16 protein-coding genes are annotated in these 19,923 nt (G+C 60.0%); all 16 read right to left on the bottom strand.

All coding sequences use genetic code 11. The annotated features are described in order from the left end of the window. Positions 1-152: 152 nt before the first annotated feature. The 16 genes from VJR68_RS04720 to xylA all read right to left on the bottom strand — a co-directional run bounded on the left by VJR68_RS04720 (position 153) and on the right by xylA (position 19,802). On the bottom strand, positions 153-638 hold the full coding sequence (locus VJR68_RS04720; RefSeq protein WP_324146411.1) for a type VI secretion system tube protein Hcp: 486 nt from the start codon (positions 636-638) through the stop codon (positions 153-155). Between the two features lie 101 nt (positions 639-739). After that, positions 740-2,242: a type VI secretion system contractile sheath large subunit gene (gene tssC, locus VJR68_RS04715; protein ID WP_324146410.1), complete on the bottom strand. Its 1,503-nt coding sequence runs from the start codon at positions 2,240-2,242 to the stop codon at positions 740-742. Positions 2,243-2,289: 47 nt separating this feature from the next. After that, positions 2,290-2,853, bottom strand: coding sequence for a type VI secretion system contractile sheath small subunit (gene tssB / locus VJR68_RS04710; RefSeq protein ID WP_324146409.1), 564 nt, complete (start codon positions 2,851-2,853; stop codon positions 2,290-2,292). A 404-nt stretch (positions 2,854-3,257) separates the two neighbouring features. Beyond that, a complete protein-coding gene (locus VJR68_RS04705; RefSeq protein ID WP_324146408.1) occupies positions 3,258-3,812 on the bottom strand; it encodes a fimbrial protein in 555 nt (184 codons plus the stop codon). Beyond that, entirely contained in the window at positions 3,809-6,649 is a 2,841-nt protein-coding gene (locus VJR68_RS04700) for a fimbria/pilus outer membrane usher protein (protein WP_324146407.1), read from the bottom strand. Before VJR68_RS04700 ends, VJR68_RS04705 begins: the two co-directional genes overlap by 4 nt. A gap of 34 nt (positions 6,650-6,683) precedes the next feature. After that, positions 6,684-7,451 carry a fimbria/pilus periplasmic chaperone gene (locus tag VJR68_RS04695; protein ID WP_324146406.1) on the bottom strand — a complete coding sequence of 256 codons (768 nt, stop codon included), beginning with the start codon at positions 7,449-7,451 and terminating at the stop codon, positions 6,684-6,686. Positions 7,452-7,490: 39 nt separating this feature from the next. After that, positions 7,491-8,243 (bottom strand): fimbria/pilus periplasmic chaperone, encoded by a 753-nt coding sequence (locus VJR68_RS04690; RefSeq protein WP_324146405.1) that lies wholly within the window; start codon positions 8,241-8,243, stop codon positions 7,491-7,493. Positions 8,244-8,304: 61 nt separating this feature from the next. Next, the gene (locus tag VJR68_RS04685) at positions 8,305-8,883 is read right to left on the bottom strand and encodes a hypothetical protein (protein ID WP_324146404.1); all 579 of its coding nucleotides are present in this window, start codon (positions 8,881-8,883) and stop codon (positions 8,305-8,307) included. A gap of 582 nt (positions 8,884-9,465) precedes the next feature. After that, the gene (locus tag VJR68_RS04680) at positions 9,466-10,143 is read right to left on the bottom strand and encodes a response regulator transcription factor (RefSeq protein WP_324146403.1); all 678 of its coding nucleotides are present in this window, start codon (positions 10,141-10,143) and stop codon (positions 9,466-9,468) included. A 130-nt stretch (positions 10,144-10,273) separates the two neighbouring features. Further along, positions 10,274-10,948, bottom strand: a complete 675-nt coding sequence (locus tag VJR68_RS04675; protein ID WP_324146402.1) for a response regulator transcription factor — start codon at positions 10,946-10,948, stop codon at positions 10,274-10,276. 292 nt (positions 10,949-11,240) lie between these two features. After that, on the bottom strand, positions 11,241-12,845 hold the full coding sequence (locus VJR68_RS04670) for a family 43 glycosylhydrolase (protein ID WP_324146401.1): 1,605 nt from the start codon (positions 12,843-12,845) through the stop codon (positions 11,241-11,243). A gap of 92 nt (positions 12,846-12,937) precedes the next feature. Then, the gene (locus VJR68_RS04665; RefSeq protein WP_324146400.1) at positions 12,938-14,080 is read right to left on the bottom strand and encodes a sugar ABC transporter permease; all 1,143 of its coding nucleotides are present in this window, start codon (positions 14,078-14,080) and stop codon (positions 12,938-12,940) included. A 222-nt stretch (positions 14,081-14,302) separates the two neighbouring features. Next, the gene (locus VJR68_RS04660) at positions 14,303-15,835 is read right to left on the bottom strand and encodes a xylose ABC transporter ATP-binding protein (RefSeq protein ID WP_324146399.1); all 1,533 of its coding nucleotides are present in this window, start codon (positions 15,833-15,835) and stop codon (positions 14,303-14,305) included. Then, positions 15,832-16,806, bottom strand: a complete 975-nt coding sequence (gene xylF / locus VJR68_RS04655; RefSeq protein ID WP_324146398.1) for a D-xylose ABC transporter substrate-binding protein — start codon at positions 16,804-16,806, stop codon at positions 15,832-15,834. Before xylF ends, VJR68_RS04660 begins: the two co-directional genes overlap by 4 nt. A gap of 194 nt (positions 16,807-17,000) precedes the next feature. Further along, on the bottom strand, positions 17,001-18,485 hold the full coding sequence (gene xylB, locus VJR68_RS04650; protein WP_324146397.1) for a xylulokinase: 1,485 nt from the start codon (positions 18,483-18,485) through the stop codon (positions 17,001-17,003). Between the two features lie 3 nt (positions 18,486-18,488). Continuing rightward, positions 18,489-19,802, bottom strand: coding sequence for a xylose isomerase (gene xylA, locus VJR68_RS04645; RefSeq protein ID WP_324146396.1), 1,314 nt, complete (start codon positions 19,800-19,802; stop codon positions 18,489-18,491). Between the last annotated feature and the right edge of the window lie 121 nt (positions 19,803-19,923).

Here is a 19,923-nt window from a genome sequence, read left to right as displayed (position 1 = left end):
AGGCATAAAAGAACACATGGTTTGAGTCAGCCGAATCGACTGACGGAATAGTTCCGCTGGCCCTCCCTGCATACGAAGCCAGCGCGTCTTATAGGGCGACCCAAAGCCTCGCCGGATATCCAGCGAGGCCAAGCCTTGAAGGACGTTGGGAATCAGGAGTTCTGCTTGATGTTGAACTTCTGCGAGATCGTGCCGCTCTGCGCACCCTTATCGTTCTGCGGAACATACAACTGCTCCACCTGGGCAAACGACAGACGAACGGTTTCAGTCGGACGGGCGTCGCTGTTGCTCATGCCGGTCGGCTTATAGCCGGTGATCATGACCTGCTCCAGATTGAACGTGATGTACTCGAGCGGATTGGCGCCGGTAACTTTGCGAACGACCAGCTGCGCGGTGTCGAAATGCTGGCCTTTCAAGCAGCGGTACATCAGATCCGGCGAGGCGGTATCGGTGTACTTGCTGATGACCAGGTCACCGACCGTCGGGCGACCCACGCCGCCACCAGTACCCAACTGCATGTTGGACTGCTGCGCCACATCCCATTCGTAGCTCAGCACCTCGATGTCCTGGTGACGGGTCGCATCCTGCGATTCGCCCTTAACGCCATTCGAGAGCCTCAGGAAAATGTCTTGTGCCATGGAACTGTTCCTTGATGTCAACTTTGATATCTATTGCGTCGCAAGCCGGTATTTGGTGAGCGCCGGCTGTCGCTCGAACCCGGACAAACCGGGTTGTTCCGTTACGCAGCAGCCTTTGCCTGCGGCAGCTTGGTGACCAGGCGCAGCGACACCGTGAGTCCTTCCAACTGGAAGTGCGGCCGCAGGAAGAATTTCGCCTGGTAATAACCGGGGTTTCCCTCGACGTCTTCCACGACCACCTGGGCGGCGGCCAGCGGGCGTTGCGCCTTGCTTTCCTGGGTGGAACTCTCCGGATTGCCGTCCACGTAGTGCATGATCCACTCGTTGAGCCAGCGCTCCATGTCTTCGCGCTCCTGGAACGTACCGATCTTGTCGCGCACGATGCACTTGAGGTAATGCGCGAAGCGCGAGCACGCAAAGATGTACGGCAGGCGCGCCGACAGGTTGGCGTTGGCCGTCGCGTCAGGATCGTAGTATTCAGCTGGTTTCTGCAGGGATTGCGCGCCAATGAAGGCGGCATAATTGGTGTTCTTGCGATGAATCAGCGGCATGAAGCCGTTCTTCGACAACTCGGCCTCGCGGCGGTCGGAGATAGCGATCTCGGTGGGACACTTCATGTCGACGCCACCATCGTCGGTCGGGAAGGTATGGCAAGGCAGGTCTTCCACCACGCCACCGCTCTCCACACCGCGGATCATCGAGCACCAGCCGAAATGCTTGAACGAACGATTGATGTTCACCGCCATGGCATAGGCGGCATTCGACCATACGTACTTGCGATGATCGGCACCATCGGTCGTTTCTTCGAAATCGAATTCATCGACCGGGTTGGTCTTTGCGCCATATGGCAAGCGCGAAAGAAAGCGCGGCATGGCCAGGCCGATGTAACGGGAGTCCTCGGAACTGCGCAGGGCATTCCAGGGTGCATATTCCAGGTTCTGGGTAAAGATCTTGGTGAGATCGCGCGGGTTGGCCAATTCCTGCCAGGAATCCATCTGCATTACCGACGGTGCGGCACCGGCGATAAAGGGGGCATGTGCTGCTGCCGCAATCCGGCCGAGCGATGCAAGCAGGTCTACATCGGGCGGCGTGTGATCGAAGTAATAATCACCCACCAGGCAGCCATAGGGCTCGCCACCCAGCTGGCCGTATTCCTCTTCGTAGAGCTTCTTGAAGAGCGGGCTTTGGTCCCAGGCAATGCCCTTGTGGCGCTTCATCGTGCGGCGCAAGTCATTCTTGGACACGTCCATGAAGCGGATCTTCAGCTTTTCGTCCACTTCGGTATTGATAACCAGGTGATGCAAGCCGCGCCAGGCACTTTCCAGTTGCTGAAATTCCTGATGGTGAAGGATCAGGTTGATCTGTTCCGAAAGCTTGCGGTCGATTTCGCCGATGATGGTCTCGATGCTTTTGTAGGCATCGTCGGACACGGTTGCCGAAGTGGCCAGGGCTTGCTGGGCCAGCGTCCGGACCGCCGATTCGACGGCCTCGCGTGCGCGTTCGGTCTTGGGCTTGAATTCGCGCGACAAGAGCGCGGTGAAATCGGGTTGCCCGGTCAGCTCCTGTGTTTCCACCGCGGCTTCCTCAGCTAAACGTTTAGCCATTGTTTCCTCACTACTTCCTATGCCTGGGGTGTTCGCCGGATGGCTCGTTACTCGTCGGTGTCGGCTTCGCTGGAAGAAGCCTTCGGCTCAGCCTTTGGCGCCTTGGACAGCGCGGCCAGCAGCGCCGGGTCCTTCAACACCTTGTTTACAAGGTTCTCGGCGCCTGCCTTGCCATCCATGTATGTCTGCAGGTTGGCGAGCTGTGTGCGAGCCTCAAGCAGCTGTGAAAGGGCGTCGACCTTCTTTGCGATGGCGGCAGGCGAGAAGTCGTCCATGCTTTCGAACGTCATGTCGACCATCAGCTGGCCTTCGCCGGTAAGCGTGTTGGGAACGGCGAAAGCCACACGCGGCTTGATGGCCTTCATGCGCTCGTCGAAGTTGTCGACGTCGATGGTCAGGAATTTCCTGTCGTTGACCGAAGGGAGCGCCTCTATCGGATTCCCGGACAGATCGGCCATGACGCCCATCACGAACGGCAACTCGATCTTTTTATCGGAACCGTAGATTTCGACGTCGTATTCGATCTGTACGCGCGGCGAACGGTTGCGCGCGATGAACTTCTGCGAACTTTTGGAAAACAATTGTTGCGAGCTGTTGGAAATCGCCGCCATGAGGTAGCTCCGGATATAGGCTGTTGCTTAGGGCAAGATGGATGGCGTTTTGCGCCATGCCACAAGACAGGACGCCATACGTGATGCGCGATACTACGGTTGGCTCATCGCGGCGAATATGGGCGTATACCCAAAAGACACGGCGTCCTGCTGGTGTAACGATGACTCGACCGTAAGCAAAAGAAGATGCGCAAGCTGGGCGAATGACGCTCCACAGCCACGCGGCGTTTTAGGCCATATGACCAAATGGATGATTTTCGACCAGACGTAACTTGGAGGTGCGCTGATTTATTCGAGCATTCGCCAAAGAAATGTAGGCTGGGATGGCAATCCCAGCTTTCTTTCCGCAACCGATGCTGGGATTTCATCCCAGCCTACGCGGCGTGCAGCGGCAAAGAAGATGCCTATGGCACATCAATCACGTACGTAGCGATGGCGTTCACGTCGCCCGGGGAGACGTCGCCCGTAGGGTAATAGCTTGCATAGAAATCGACGGGTATGGGCTGTGTGCCTGACACGGGAATGACTTTCATCGTGGTGGCATCGCCCACCTTGATGACCGAACCGTCGTCGTTTTGGAGATGAATTTGCACGTTCTGGGCCATCCCCGGCCCAGACTGGGGAACGAGATTGCCTGTGCTTGTATCCACTGAGCTGCCGTCCAGGAAAATGCGCGCGTTGTTGACACCGCTTGGGCACTGGAAGGTTATGGTGAATCGCGTCTCTTCTTTTGGGGTGCCGACAGGCACGAGGTCGCGTGCTTGAACCGTGCGCAGAACCACGATTTGATCTTGATCGCCCACCACGGAACAGGTAGGAACGCTGTATTCACCACGAAAATTCACGGTGACCGAGGCGGACGTCGCAGCCATGGTAGATGAGCACATCCAGCAAGATGCCATGGCCATCGCTACTGGAGACGCACTGCGAACGGACGCTGGACGGCTATTGGTTTTCATGTCTGATTCCTTGTCGTCGGTCGCACGTCTGCATCGCGCTTATCGCCTTTGATGCTGCTGGACATTTTCACAGCAGGGCGCGCCTGGCGAACGCAACGCAGTTCTATCCGTGTAATCTCCGAAGCCATGTTCGTTTTATTGTTGCCAGGCTTGCTGGATGGGATGTCGTAGGGCGCTGAGCAACTCTGGTCAGCCTCATCGCCCCAGCGGACCTCCAACTGCCCATTGCCCTCCACACCGCGCATGTAAGCCAGCCCGGCCTGCCCCACGATACCTATCGCTTTGCCACTTGCGTCGAATACCTGGGCGCCCATCGGCATCGGCTCGCCTGTTGCATCGGCAATGGTGGCGAACACGGCGAGTCCCTGATCCGTGACCAGCTTGACCTTCACCAGCGCGCCAGCACGAGGCACGATCTCCTGCGTGGTGTTGCCCAGTTCGACATCCAGCGACACACCCTTGGGATCGATACCGACCTGGTTGACGCGATAAGGCGTCAGCGAAGGTGCCAAGGCGTAACCTCGGCCGCCGATTTTCGCACCTTGGCCGTCGATGACCTGACCGCCTTTGGCGCCTTTGGCCTCGATCAATGCAAAGGCACTGCCCAGCGGCGGGCCAGCGGTTATCCCGCCCGCATGAATGGCGAACGAACCCGACGCACTTACACCAACCTGATTGTTTCGCCCACCGAACGATATGTTGCCGCCGTAGGTGCCAACGGGTGAGTAGTATTGGAAGGTACCGCCACCACTCGCATCACCACGGCCACCGGATGCGCTGCGCGACGCGCTGACGGAGTAATACAGCGGATGTTCGCCACGCGACGAACCCTGTGCCGTGGCCTGCGTCGCATAGTCGCTGCTCGAGTAACGCGACAGCGTCGACGTAAGGTGATGGAAACCATCCGAGCGTGTCGCGGCCGACGAATCCAGGGGAACGCTGAAAGTGAGGCCGACCTGGGTATCCATACCCAATCCCAGGGTGCGCACACGCGTGGCGTATAGCGAATAACTCACGCGTCCAAGCGAGTTGCCATAACCAGCCTGATACTGCACATCCCTGCCGCGCCGATGACTCCAATAATCCTGGATGCCGGCCATGAAATTGACGGAGCCTTTGCTTGCCAATGGCTGGGTGAGGTTGACCTGCAACCGGCTCCGTACACGGTAGTCGTTCCACGAATCGCTTGCCTGCGGAGATAGCCCGTATGGATTGGTCACCCACGACGGCACACCGTCTACCGTGCTCGGCAAGCTGTAGAAGCGATCCGGCCCGGCATTTCTGGCGTAGATGGCATCGCGCAAGCTGTAAAAGCCCGATGACGAATAGCGATACGCCGCCACCGTGATGTTGGTTCTGGTTTCGGGTACTTCCTTGCCGTAGCTGATGCGCGCGCTGTAGCCAGCCGAACTGCTGCCTTTTGGCAATTGCGTCCTGGCGCCGGTGATATCGAAGGCCAACGCGCCGAATTCAGTATTGAAGGCTGCACCTACCAGGCCCGCGCCATAGCCGGTGGACGCCTGCACACCGGCATATCCCGTAAGCAGATTGGTGAGGCCGCGCTGGTATACGCCTTGGAAAACGGCAGGTTGGGTGTTGAGGCTGAAATCGCGATACACGCCTGCGGTGAGGTTGTAGCGCGCAACTCCGGGACGCAACAGTTGCGGAATCGAGGCATACGGCACAAGAAAGGAACGTTCCCGCCCATCCGCCTCCACGACCACGACCTCGAGATCGCCGCCGTAGCCGGCTGTGGACAGGTCATTTATCTCGAATGGTCCCGGCGCCACGTTGATCTCCGTGAGCACCATGCCATTCTGGCGTACCAGCACGCGCGCATTGGTTTCCGCCACGCCACGGACCGTCGGCGCATAGGAGCGCTGGTAATCGGCCAACATGCGATCGTCGCTGGCGAGCTGTACGCCTCGCACATTGAACGTATCGAACACGTTGCCGTCGGTGGAGCTGTCGCCGAGCGTGACCTGGCTTTTCAGCGAGGTGACGTCATGCTGCGCGTAAAGCTGGTTGCTGCGCCAATGGGTGCCGGCGCGGGTGCCGACCGTGAGGGTGGCCCATTGCCGCAAGCGCCAGCCTTCGACGTTGACACCGTTCTGCAGCCCCAGGTAAGCGCCGGTAAAAGTGGAGCCCTGATGCGGCGTATTGTTGTAGGCGCTGAAATTGTATTGAACGATGCCGGCATTGATGCCTTGATCCCAGCGGGAAGGATCGACATAGCCGCGTGGCTCGTGCCGCAACTCCAGCTGCGGAATGGTCAGGTTGAGCTCAAGTGCACCGGTGTCGAAGTAGGCGGTTGCGCCGGGCACGGCCTTGGCAAACGGAATGCACTCATTCTGCCTTGGCGCGGCTGTTTTTCCATTTTCGGTAAGCCGCTCGATGACACGGTCATCGTTCACGCCGACGCGGCGCAAATCAGTGAGATTAAAACATGGCGCGGCCACGTCCGAGCCGGACACGGCAAGGAAACGTACATCCAGGCGCCCCCGCCCCTTGCCATTGACCAACAGATCGACCGGATAGACACCGGGCGTTACCGGGTTGCCCTTTTCGAAACGGGAAACGTCTACCTTGCCGCCATTGAGAAATGCTGCGTTGTATTCGACGGGCTCAGGGCCAAGCGCGGGTTCGGGACCAAACGCGCCGCCTGGCGATGCGTCCGCGCCCATGGCCGCCATGCCGGCAGCCGGTCCAGCCGCCACATATGCCGGCAGTTCAGCGCCAAAAGCGACCCCGCTTGGCGCAAGCAAGATGGCCAAGGTCAACGGATGCCTACGCAGTGCAGCAGCGCGGGTACTCGGGTTATCGTTCTTGTGTGGCATGGAGTACATCGCGTTCCGCCCTTCTCTTACGTAATTAACTACCGGCCTCAGCCATCTGCGCCGTGCCATCCACGGTGGCGCCGTAGTCGTTCAACAAGCCATAGGAAATGATGATTTTCGGGTCTTGAATATCGAGCGCTCCCTTCATCGGCACGAAGTCCACGTGGCCGAACGGAGGCGCCATCTCGGGCTTCATGTCGATCGTTTTCCCGGCGGCCTTGAGCTTCACCTCCGCCATCGATACGTAGTACGGCGAGGCGTTTTCCATGTGCAGTACACGCTCACCCTTTTCGTTGGCACTGAAGCTCCATCTGAGCTGCCTGGTAACGGCTGATGGGTCTTCGGTCAATGCAGCAGGCCGGTAAAACAATTTCATGCGTGTGCGGAAGGCAAACTGCAGCGTATTGCGTCCGGACTCTGCCGATTTGGGCTTAGGTGGAATCTCCAGCACGTTCAGGTAGTACACGGACTCTCGATCCTGGGGCAGGTCGGCACCCGTGAACAGGATGCGCAGCGACTGGCCTTTTTGCGGTTCCACACGAAAGACCGATGGCAGCAGCGCGAAAGGCACACGCATATCGCTGGGTTTGCTTGCCTCGTGTCCGTCATCGATCCAGGCCTGCACCAACGCCGGCTTGTTGCCTGAATTCTTGAGACGCACCGTCACTTCGCGTTCCTGCGCTGGGTAAATCACACGCGTGCCGGTAATGACTATTCCCGCGTGCGCACTTGATGCCACCACGCCGAACAGGGCGACCACCGCTGCAAGCATGCGGCAGCGGGCAGAACGTATGAATGGCATTTCCCTACGCATGGAATCCGGTCCAGGGCTATGAATCGACTACTGGGAAACCATTGGCTGCAAATAGGGGACCCGAGCGCCGATGTCGGATATCACCTGAAAATCGGCCTGCACATCGGCCACCGTGTGACCGGCAAGTTCCTTGATGGGAAAGTCCGACGAACCACCCGGCTCGACCGTGCCCGCCGTTCCTTCGATTTGCTGCTCGCCTATCCTTGCCCCAACACGAGCAAAGTTGACGTAGTAAGGCGTGGGATTATCGACGTGGAGCACAGATGTCTTGCCACCTTCACCAGTGCGAAGCATCCACCGCAGGTGCTTGGCTGCCTCGAACGCGCCATCTGCCGATAATCCCCGCGGGCGGAACAGCAGTTTGATGCGTGTGCGCACGGCAAATTGCATCATGTTCTTCCCGCTGTTTTCTTTCGGGTTTGGAGCGACCTCAAGCATGTTGACCCAGAACAGACTTTCCTTGTCGGTCGGCAACGGTTCGCCGGTATAAAGGATGCGCACTGCCTGTCCCTTCTGCGACTCAAGGCGAAACAGCGGGGGGATCACCGTGAACGGCACCTTGGCCTGGGTGGACGAAGCCTGCTCGTTGCCGTCATCGATCCACACCTGGACCAACATGGGATTTGCCCCTTTGTTGACCGTTTGCATGGTGACTTCTTTCTCAGAAGCCGGATACACCACGCGCGTGTTGTTGATAACCACGTCGGCCTCGCTGCGTCCCGCAAACACTCCCATCGCGGCCGCAAGCCCGATCAGGACAAAACGCATTGCCTTGGTCATAGTCATTTCCTGCACAGAAAAAGTCGGCAACCGCCGAAGCGGTTACCGACTGAGGCGCTACTTAGTTATAGGTAACGTTGTAGATGACGTCGGAGCGAACGCCACCGGCGCCCACATTGGCATTGGTCGAGTAGTACTCGACCCCGTAGGTGAGCGTGGCAGCCTGGGTGTCAAGGCCCGTGACAGTCCAGGTCTTGGGCTGGGAAAGATTGATTGCCGTGCCAGTATCATCAAGCAATTGCAGTTCGACATTGGTGGCACCGCCCTGCGCTGCCGTGGTCACATTTTTCAGGCGACCGGCCACGTTGACGTTGGGGCTGGAGGTCACGAAACCGAACTCTGCATTGCCGTTTTGCAGACCACTGCAGGGCGCGCCGTTACCATCCTTGCTGATATTGATGTTGAACTGGGTCAGGCCCAAAGGCTGATTGGCCCTCGTGAAGTCGGTGCTGAGCACTGGGTCGATCGGAACCGTAAAGTTGCCGACGCCGCCATTGGTGCCCGTGCCGCCGCTGACGACGCAAGTACCATCGGAAACGGAACCGACAAATGTGATCAAACCCTGGTCGGCACTGGCCGAACCCGCTGCACCAAGACCAAGGACCAAAGCCGCCGCTAGTGCGATTTTGTTGTGCTTCATGAATTACTCCTCAAGGATATGAAAAAGCCGCCTCATGGCAGCCACTTTCACCGCCGCCAGGTCGTGGAAGCGGCGAAACCGATCGGTGTCGCCCTACCGCACACGGCGAAACAGGCGAACCTCACACCGTCGCAAGATTCGTACGAAATCCTGCTCGAAATTGGGTGAAGCATGGATTCATCACTGCGCCTTGTTAATGGGCGACCACCCAAAGTTGTTAGCGATACATAAATCGAAGCGGGCTGGATCAAATCTTCCATGCACAAACCCGATCAGCCCAAGTGCAAGCAGCCTTAAGGCAACACTGATCAAGTATCGCCGTCGCCATGATGTCTGGAAGGCCCGCAGGGTGTGTCGCGTGGCGCCGGGAAGACTGGCCGTCTTGCCAAGCCGCGCGGCGCAGCATGCGGGCCTTCCAGACATCACCCCATCACTTTGGATTCAACATGTTGGGGCCAGCCCTGTCTGTCCGCATGCCGCAGGGCCGCCATCTCGACAGACGCCAGTCTGCCTTCGCCGACGCCCCTGCGACCTGCGAACAGACAGGGCGGGTGACGACGGCGATACTTGATCCGTGTTGCCTTAAGCATCCGTCAGTGAAAAAATTTCGCGCATGGCGACGCATAGCTCCACATCGTTGCGCACACCAAGTTTTTTCATCGCCGCGTTCTTCTGATTGCTGATCGTCTTGGGACTACGTCTTAGCTGGTGGGCGATGTCCGCCAGCGACAGTCCTTCGCAGATCAGCCGCGCCACAGTCGTTTCCTTGTCGGACAGACCGCCTGGCCGTGCGCATCGCTGGTCGCTGGCATCTTCTCTCATTGAGAAGCCGTTTTTGTACCAAAGACGCTGCTGAAGCGAGTTGGGCAGAAAGAATTTCTTATGCGCGAAAGAGCGTATGGCGTAGGCCAGGTTGGCGAAATCGCTGTATTTCTTGCCAATAAAGCCGGAAGCGCCCGCCTCCATGGCCGAGGAGATCAGATAAGGCGAAACGTGCGAGCTGAACACGATGATGCGTGTGTCCGGCGCAACGCGCCTGGCGCTCTCCAGCAAGCGAAGGCCGTCGGCTTGCGGATCGTCCCTGAATTCGTAATCGCACAGCAGTACGTCCACGGGTGCTTCCACCAGCAGGCGAAGCAGGTCTTCGATACGTTCCGTGGTGAAAACGACTTCGATATCCGGACTGGATTGAAGCAAATGCAACACACCGAGCACGACGATGGGATGGTCGTCGGCGACGCCAACAGCAATTTTTTTCATGATTGATATTCCGGAAGGAGCGTACGTGAATCGCCCCTTCTAGGCATCAAAAGCATGCATGCCAGCGCGGCTTGCTGTTAATGGGCACATTCCCATTTTTACAAAAGCAGGCTTTTTGCCCGGAAATTCGTTACGACACCTGATCGATGTTCCGCATCGCCATGCTCAGCTCGACGTCGTTGCGCGCGCCGAGCTTCTTCATGGCCGCATTCTTCTGGTTGCTGATGGTCTTGGGGCTTCGCTTTAGCCGCTGGGCAATCTCCACCAGCGATAGGCCCTCGCAGATCAGCCTCGCCACGGCGGCCTCTTTATCGGAAAGCCCGCCGGGCCGCGCGCTGCCGCGGCCTGCCTTGCCCAGGTTCTCGAAGCGACCGTCCATGGTGTGAAACAGACGATTCTGCAAGGAGGCGGACAGAAAGAAGCGCTCATGGCTCAATGCGCGGATGGCGTAAGGAAGGTTGGCGAAGTCGCCCTGCTGCTTGCCGACGAACCCGGATATCCCCGCCTGCAACGTCGACGACACCACATATGCGGAAGTGTGCGAGCTGAACAGCATGATGCGCGTTTCCGGCGCCAGGCGGCGTAGCCGTTCGATCAACTGGAATCCGTCGGCGTGCGGATCGTCGCGGAACTCATAATCACACAGCAGCACGTCCACCGGTTTCTCGGCAAGTTGCTTGAACAGGTCTTCGATACGCTCCGCAGTAAAACGCACCTCGATATCCGGACTCGATTGCAGCAAATGCACGACGCCAAGGACGACGATGGGATGATCATCAGCTACGCCAACGGTGATTTTTTTCATGGGTCCTGGCCGCCATGCTTCTTTTGAAGCGCTCAATACCGGCAACGCCGCTGGCATGCCGAATGAGGTATCCAGGGCCGCGCCGTCAGATTCGCAAGCGAGCGACATGATGAAGCCCATGCAGCGCCGGGGCCATGAGAACGCCCATCAACTTCCTGTAGGACTTTGCCTAAAAATGCCCTGGGTCAACAGGGGCGTTGGCGTACTTTCCACGCCAGGATCAAAAATATACGCAGGGCTGGCGGCTATGCCTTCGGACGACGCTTACAGCCTATTCATCGATATTCCCAATTCAGGCCAGCGATCGATACGTGAAATTTCTCACCCGGACATCACCCTTGTTCGCACTGTAGATACCCAACCTGAGGCTGAGAAATTCGCCGAATGTGTTGTGGTTGAGACCCGATACTTCCGAACGCAGGTCGAGCAACGTCCAGGTTTCGCCTTCGTCGTGCGAGTAATGGAAGGTCACCACGTTATTGTCATTGGCCAAGCGAATACGCACGCTGGCGGTCTGCATCGGCTTGCGCGCCCAGTTCAGTTCCGAGGCGTACTCGAAGGTTTTCATCTGCTCCGGCGTAAAGCCGATGCCGACGAATGCTTTCGGGTTGTAGAACAGCAGCACGCCGCCTTCGGCATCGCCGATAAGATCAAGCGTGATTTCGGCAACGTAGGAACGATCGCCGACCAGGCACGTCAACGGCGAGGTGTCCGCTGGAGATTGGCCCTTGCCGGCAATACGCAGGCCGGTGGCCTCGTAACTCGCGCGCTGCATGTCTTCCGGCTTTGGGTTGTAGAACGTCCACTGCACGCCTAGCCGGTTGGTGCTGAAGTCATCCGACAAGGCTGCGCCGGAGGCACCGCGCTTGCCACCTTTGGGTGTTGGCAAAGGTCTGGAGAGATCGCCGCCGGTGGCTTTGAACCAGCCGTCGGAGGTCCACTCCATCGGCGACAGCAAGGTTTGGCGGCCGAGCGTGCGGAAGCTGTTCTCGTAGCCGTGGTACACCATCCACCAGTCACCCGCCGGGCCTTCCACCAGCGAGGCATGGCCGCGTGACCACCACGGTTCATCGGCGCTGGTCGTACGCACCAGCGGATTGTGCGGGCAATGCTCCCATGGTCCGTGGATGGATTTGGAACGCGCGGCAATCACCATGTGGCTGGTCGGCGGTCCGGCGGTGCCGCCCACGGCGGTGATCAGGTAGAACCATTCGCCGTGACGCAAAAGCTTCGGCCCTTCCGGCGCGAAATCTTCCACCACCCAATCGTCCGGATAGCGCCATGGACTGTAGGCGTGCTGCAACGACCCATCGGCGGCAAGGCCATCATCGGTCAGGCGCACCATGCGAATACCGTTGACGAACAGATAGCGCTTGCCGTCCTCGCCCACCACGTGACCGGGATCGATGCAGCCCACGATGTTCATATCGGTGGGATCGCTCCACGGGCCTTGGATGTCATCGGCCCAGATCACATGAATGGACCAACCCTTGCCGGTGTCGGCGGGAATGTAGATGAAATAGCGGCCGTTGTGCTTGCACAGGTCGACCGCGAAGAGGGTGCCGAGCGGTTTGTGCAACGCGGCGGTGATCGGCGCCCAGTTCACCAGATCGGTCGAATGCCAGATCACGATGCCCGGGTAATAGCAGAACGACGTGAACGTCATGTAGTAGTCGCTGCCATCCTTGAGGATGGTGGGATCGGGGTGATCGCCGGCAACGATGGGGTTGAGGTAGGTGCCGTTACCGAGGTCGGCTTTGCGCTGGTTTTCCGGGCCGTGTGCCCATTTGAACGGATAGGGTGGGCATGAGCTGACGGCTGCCTTCGTGATGAAGGGAGCAGCGGCCGCGCCGGTGAGTGCCATCTTGAATACGTTGCGGCGGGATGTGTCCACCATGTTCGCCCTGCTCCCCTTTTTGTAGGTTGGGGTGCGAACCCAACATGGATGCGTCCGCGTGGCCATGTTGGGGTTCGCACCCCAACCTACGGTCAATCGCGCTTGGTGCCCGACAGCACATCCACCCACACGGCAATCACCAGGATCGATCCCTTCACGATCAACTGCCAGTAATTGTCGACGTCCATCATCGACATGCCGTTGTCGAGACTTGCCATCACCAGTGCACCGATCAGCGCACCGTGCACGGTACCTGCACCGCCGCGCATGGACGCGCCACCGATAAAGCACGCAGCAATCGCATCAAGCTCGCCGTTGGTGCCAGCCGAAGGCGAACCGGCGGCAAGGCGCGCCGTATTGATGATGCCGGCGAAGGCGCACATCAGACCCATCAGCGCGAACACCACCATCTTCACACCGGACACGTCGATGCCGGACAAACGGCTGGCTTCCATATTGCCGCCCACGGCATAGATGTGCCGCCCGAAAACGGTCTGCGTGCCGATGTAGGTAAAGATCGCCAGCAGCGCGAGCAGGATCATCACCGGCAGCGGCACGCCGTTGTAGCGGTTGAGTGCGACCAGAAAGCCAACCATCACCGCGCCGATGGCAATCACTTTCACGGCATCGCGCCATGCGGCCGATTGCGGAATCGACAAGGCAGCGCGACGGCGGCGACGCATGATGGTCATCACTACCAGCGCCACGAAGATGATCGCCGCCAGCCAGTTCGACAGCGTGGGGTTCACGTAGCCCTGCGCGAGATACACCATGTCGGCCGGCACCGGCGCAATGGTGGCGCCGTGCGTAATGCCCTGCAGCACGCCGCGGAAAGCGAGCATGCCGCCCAGGCCGACGATGAAGGAAGGCACGCGCAGCCGCGTCACGATAAAGCCGTTGAGCATGCCGGCAACGAGCCCCAGCACCAGCACCAGCATCACCGCCGGCCACGAACCCCATTGCAGATTGACCGTCAGCACGGCGGCGATGCCGCCGAGCAGGCCAAGCAAGGAGCCCACCGACAAGTCGATTTCACCGGCGATGATCACGAACACCATGCCGCAAGCCAGCATGCCGGTGATCGAGGTCTGGCGCAGCAGGTTGGACATGTTGCGCGAGCTGATGAACGCGCCGTCGGTGGCGATGTGGAAGAAGACCCAGATCACGGCGAGCGCAAGCAGCAGCGCCAGGATCTTGTAGCGGACGAAGAGTGTGCGGAGTTCTTGTGCGCGCATGTTGAAGCTCGTGTTCCTTGAATCTGTGTTGGTCACGTAGGCTGGGATGAAATCCCAGCTTTATTGCGGCTCCCCGTGCTGGGATTTCATCCCAGCCTACAAAACTGTTTCAGCGCGTTCGTCATTCCGGCGAAGGCCGGAATGACGAGCATGGGGTTCTGGCGATTGGAAAAACCTTGAGCTCGGAGCATTGCCTCCCTCCGGGGAGAAGAAGAATATCGACTACGCCCTCTTCGCCTGCGGAATCGCCGCCGCCATCACTTGCTCCTGCGTCAGCCCATCGTTCGGCAGATCCGCACATAAGCGCCCCTCGCCCATCACCAGCACGCGGTCGCTCGTACCGAGAATCTCCGGCAGTTCCGACGACACCAGGATGATCGAAATCCCCTCTTTCGCCAGCTCGAAGATCAAGCGATAGATATCCACCTTCGCGCCGACGTCCACGCCGCGCGTGGGTTCATCCAGGATCAGGATACGCGGCTTGGTCAGCAGCATGCGCGAGAACAGCGCCTTCTGCTGGTTGCCACCCGAAAGGTTGGCAATCGGCAATGCAGCGCTGGAAGCCTTGATATGCAGCGAGGCAATCTGCTCCTCCGCCACGCTCCATTCGCGCCCGCTATCGAGATGGCCCGCGCTGGCGTAATGCTGCAGTGTCGCCAAGGTGATGTTCTGATCCACACCCAGCAACGGCACGATGCCGTAGCGTTTGCGGTCTTCCGACACCAAACCAAGCCCGGCGCGAATGGCATCGCGCGGCGAGCGGATCTTGAGTGGCTTGCCATCCATCACCAGTTCGACCTGGCTACGGCCGGGATAGGCGCCAAAGATCGCGCTGACCAGTTCAGTGCGCCCCGCGCCGACCAGGCCGGCAATACCCAGAATTTCGCCACGCCGCAGCGAGAACGAAACATCCTTCACGCGCTGGCGCGAGGGATCGGTGACGTCGTAGCAGGTGACGTGTTTGGCTTCGAACACCACCTCGCCGATCTCGTGCGCCACTTTCGGATACAGCGTTTCCAGCCGACGGCCAACCATCATGGCGATGATGGCGTCTTCGTCCAGCTCGCTCATCGGCTTGGTAGCGACGTGCCTGCCGTCGCGGATCACGCTGACGGTGTCGCAGATGCGCGCCACTTCGTCCAGTTTGTGCGAGATGTAGATGCAGGCAATGCCACGCTGCTTGAGTCGCTCGATAATGCCGAGCAGCACCTCGGTTTCTTTTACGGACAGCGACGACGTCGGCTCGTCAAAAATCAGCAGGCGCGCATCCTTCGCCAATGCCTTGGCGATTTCGAACAACTGCTGGTGGCCGCCGCCGAAAGCCTTCACCGGCAGCGCCACGTTGACGTCTTCCAGCTGCAGCTCTTTCAGCAAGGCATGCGCACGGGCGTACATCGCCTCGTAATTCATGCGCCCGCCGGGCAGCTTGAGTTCGTTGCCGAGGAAGAGGTTCTCCACCACCGACAACTCCGGCACCAGCATCAGCTCCTGATGGATGATGACGATGCCGGCCTGCTCGCTGTCGCGCACCGAGCGCGCGTGCAGCGGCTTGCCTTGCCAAAGGATTTCGCCTTCCCAGGTGCCGTGCGGATACACGGCCGACAGCACCTTCATCAACGTGGATTTGCCGGCGCCGTTTTCGCCACACAAACCGAGGCATTCGCCGGGGCGGACCTTGAGGTCGATGCCGTCCAGCGCCTTGACGCCGCTGAACGACTTGCGGATATCGCGCATCTCGAACAGGTAGTCGCTCATGGCTTGTCCGCTCCACGGCCGTATATCTGTTCGTGCGTGTAGAAGCCGTCCTGGATCACCACGTCTACGTTCTTTTGGGTCAACAGGATGGGCGTGAGCAGCACCGTGTTCACGTCCTTGGTGCCGTTGTTCAAGGTGGTGGTGTAGTGCGGCTGCTCATTGCGCACCAGCTGCACAGCAAGTTGCGCCGCTTCAGTCGCGATCTTCTTGATCGGCTTGTACACGGTCATGGCCTGCGTGCCGTCGATCACGCGCTTGACCGCGGCCAGATCCGCATCCTGCCCTGACACCGGCACCTTGCCAGCCAGCCCTTGCGCCGCTAGCGCCTGCACGGCGCCACCGGCCGTGCCGTCGTTGGAAGCCACCACGCCCTGGATGTTGTTAGCGTTGGCCGTCAGCGCATCTTCGACGATGCGCAACGCCTTGGACGCATCCCAATCCGGCGTCCACTGCTGCCCGACGATCTTGATCGCGCCGCTGTCGATCGCCGGCTGCAGCACCTTCATCTGGCCCTGGCGGATGATCTTGGCGTTATTGTCGGTGGGCGAACCACCAAGCAGGAAATAGTTGCCCTTCGGCGCACGATCCAGCACGCCCTGCGCCTGCAGCTCGCCGACGCGTTCGTTGTCGAAAGTGATGTAGGCATCGACGTTGGCGTTGAGGATCAGGCGATCGTAGGAAATCACCTTGATGCCGTTGCGCTCCGCTTCGGCCACGACGTTACTGAGTACCTTGGAATTGAACGGTACGATCACCAGCACGTCGACCTGTCGGGCAATGAGGTTTTCCAGCTGGGCAACCTGTCGCTCTTCGCTGGCGTCGGCCGATTGCACGTAGACCTTGGCGCCGAGTTGGGTGGCGGCGGCGACGAAGTAGTCGCGGTCGTGCGCCCAGCGTTCGAGGCGGAGGTCGTCGATGGAGAAACCGATGACGGGGTGGTCTTTGCTGGCGTGGGCGGCGGTGGCGCTCAAGCACAAGGCCGCGAGTGCCAGAAGCTTGATTATTACCGTGCTGCCTTTTCGTGCCTTGCCGTCATTCCGGCGAATGCCAGAATCCAGTGAGGTATGACGTGCGCAGCACTCGATGTAAAAGGCTTTGGGTGCTTCGCACTGCGTATTTGTACTGGATTCCGGCGTTCGCCGGAATGACGAACGCTTCGAATTCGTCATGTCGTCCCTCTTACCCGATACACGCCGGCCAGCTGGCGATACAACGCCCGGAACATCGGCTGCCGCTGCTCGCGATAATACGCATGTCGCGCGGCATTCGGTTCGCGCACGGCGGTGACTTGGGGCATTTCGCACACGTCTTCCAGCTTTGCACCCGGCTCGGCGGCAAGATGTGCCAGGCGCGCCGCACCCAGCGCCGCGCCCACTTCGCCGCCCGCACGCAAGGTCAACGGCCGGCCAATGATGTCGGCCAGCATCTGGGTCCAATACGCACTGCGCGAACCGCCGCCGATCACGGTGATGTCATCGGCATGCAAGCCGGCCGCATCCACCGCTTCGATGCCATCGAGCAAGCCAAGCCCCACGCCTTCCAATGTGGCGTTGGCGAGATCCGCGCGCGCGGTGTCCCCACGCAAACCGGTGAAGGCACCGGCCGCATGCACGTCATTGTGCGGCGTGCGTTCGCCGCTGAGGTACGGCAGGAAGAACGGCGCATTGCTGCGCATCGGCGTGCGTTCCGCATCGGCAAGCAGCGCAGGCACTTCGGCATAGCCGGTGAGGTTCGCGGTGAAGTCCAGACAACTTGCAGCACTGAGCATGACCGACATCAGATGCCAAGTACCGGGCAAGGCATGGCAGAAGCTGTGTACCGCCTGCTCGGGACGCGCGAGATAGCCATCGGAAACGGCGAAATACACACCCGAGGTACCCAGCGACAACATCGCCTGCTTGTGGCGCACGATGCCGACGCCAACAGCACCCGCGGCATTGTCACCACCGCCGGCAGCAACCGGCACGCGTTGCATGCCCCAGCGATCGGCCAGTGCCTGGCTCAGATAACCCGTGACGGCATTGCCTTCGTGCAACGACGGCATCGCATCCTGCGACAAACCGGTCAGCGCCAACATCTGCTGGCTCCAGCGACGCTCCGCCACATTCAGCCACAAGGTGCCGGCGGCATCGGAAACGTCAGTGGCGTATTCGCCGGTCAGGCGCAGCCGCAGGTAATCCTTCGGCAGCAGCACTTTGGCGATGCGCTCGAAAACATGCGGCTCATGCTCGCGCAGCCACAAGAGCTTGGGCGCGGTAAAGCCGGGCATGGCGAGGTTGCCGGTGATCTCGCGAAAACCCGGCCAGTTTTCCATCGCCACGCACTGCGCATCGCAGCGGCCGTCGTTCCATAGAATCGCCGGACGCAGCACCTGATCGGCCTTGTCCAGCACGGTGGCGCCGTGCATCTGTCCGGACAGACCCATGCCGGCGATCTGGCGCGGGGAAATCCCGGCCCTGCCCGCTTCAGCCAACACTTGCTCGATCGCCGACTGCGCTGACTGCCACCACTCATGCGGGTCTTGTTCCGACCAGCGCGGTTGCGGATTGGACAGGCTCAGTGCGTGCGAAGCGGTCGCACGCACCGTGCCGGCAGCATCGATCAAAACGGCCTTGATGGCCGAGGTACCCAGATCGATTCCGAGAAACATGCGTCAGCTGTAGATGTAAGCGTTGACGAGGTTTTCCAGGTGCTCCTGCTGACCTGAAACATGCGCGGGACGCAGATCGCGCTTCACCGCATCCTGGGCCAGCGATTCCAGCGAGAAACCGCCTTCCAGAATCTGCTTGCCGAACGCCGCATCCCAGCCGGCGTAACGCTTGGCCTTGAACTCGGCCAGCGCATCGCGCTCGATCATCTTGGCGGCGCGCTCCAAGGCAATCGCCAGCGTGTCGAACGCACCGACGTGGCCATGGAACAAATCGGCCGGATCGCTGCTCTGGCGTCGCACCTTGGTGTCGAAATTGAACCCGCCGGTGGTGAAGCCGCCGTGGCGCAGGATCTCGTAGATCACCAGTGTCATTTCTTCCACGCTGTTGGGGAACTGGTCGGTATCCCAGCCGTTCTGCGGATCGCCGCGGTTGGCGTCGATGCTGCCGAACAGGCCCAGCGCGATCGAGGTGGCCACTTCATGATGGAAGGAATGACCGGCCAGCGTGGCGTGGTTGGCTTCCAGGTTCACCTTCACTTCCTGCTCCAGGCCGAACTCCTTGAGGAAGCCGTAGACGGTCGCCGTGTCGTAGTCATATTGATGCTTGGTGGGCTCCTGCGGCTTGGGTTCGATCAGGATGGTGCCCTTGAAGCCGATCTTGTGCTTGTGCTCCACCACCATCTTGAAGAAGCGGCCAAGCTGCTCGCGCTCGCGCTTCAGATCGGTATTGAGCAAGGTGTCGTAGCCTTCGCGGCCACCCCACAGCACGTAGTTGGCGCCGCCCAGGCGATGCGTGGCCGCCATGGCGTGGAACACCTGAGTTGCCGCGCAGGCAAACACTTCCGGCTGCGGGTTGCTGGCCGCACCCGCGGCATAACGCGGATGGCTGAACAGGTTGGCGGTGCCCCACAGCAGCTTCACGCCGGTCTCGGCCTGCTTGGCGGCCAGTACGTCGACCATGGCGGAAAGATTGCTCACGTACTCCGACAGGCTGCTGCCTTCCGGCGCCACGTCGGTGTCATGGAAGGTGTAGAACGGCGTGCCCAGGCGCTTGAAGAAATCGAACGCCGCGTGGGCCTTTTCGCGTGCGCGCTGCATCGGCTCGCCGGCTTCGTGCCAGGGGCGGCCGAAGGTGCCATGGCCGAACATGTCCACGCCCGGCCATACAAAGTTATGCCAGTAGCACACGGCCAGACGGAGGTGTTCGTCCATGCGCTTGCCCAGCACCAGGCGCGCCGGATCGTAATGACGAAAAGCCAGGGCGTCCTTGGCCGCCCCGGCCTGTTGGATGGGGTTGATGTGGTTGAAGTAACTCATGTGGTGCTCCTGTGTACCTGGGCGATGCTGCAATTCCCACCCTGGCCCTCGCAATTGCGAAATCTGCCATCGGCGCTGGGTTTTTCTTTGTCGCGTTGCGTCATGTGCCTGATCCTGCGAA

It is taken from the genome of Dyella sp., assembly GCF_035277725.1.
Taxonomy (GTDB): Bacteria; Pseudomonadota; Gammaproteobacteria; order Xanthomonadales; family Rhodanobacteraceae; genus Dyella_B.
This window is presented reverse-complemented; position numbering and strand designations above follow the sequence as displayed.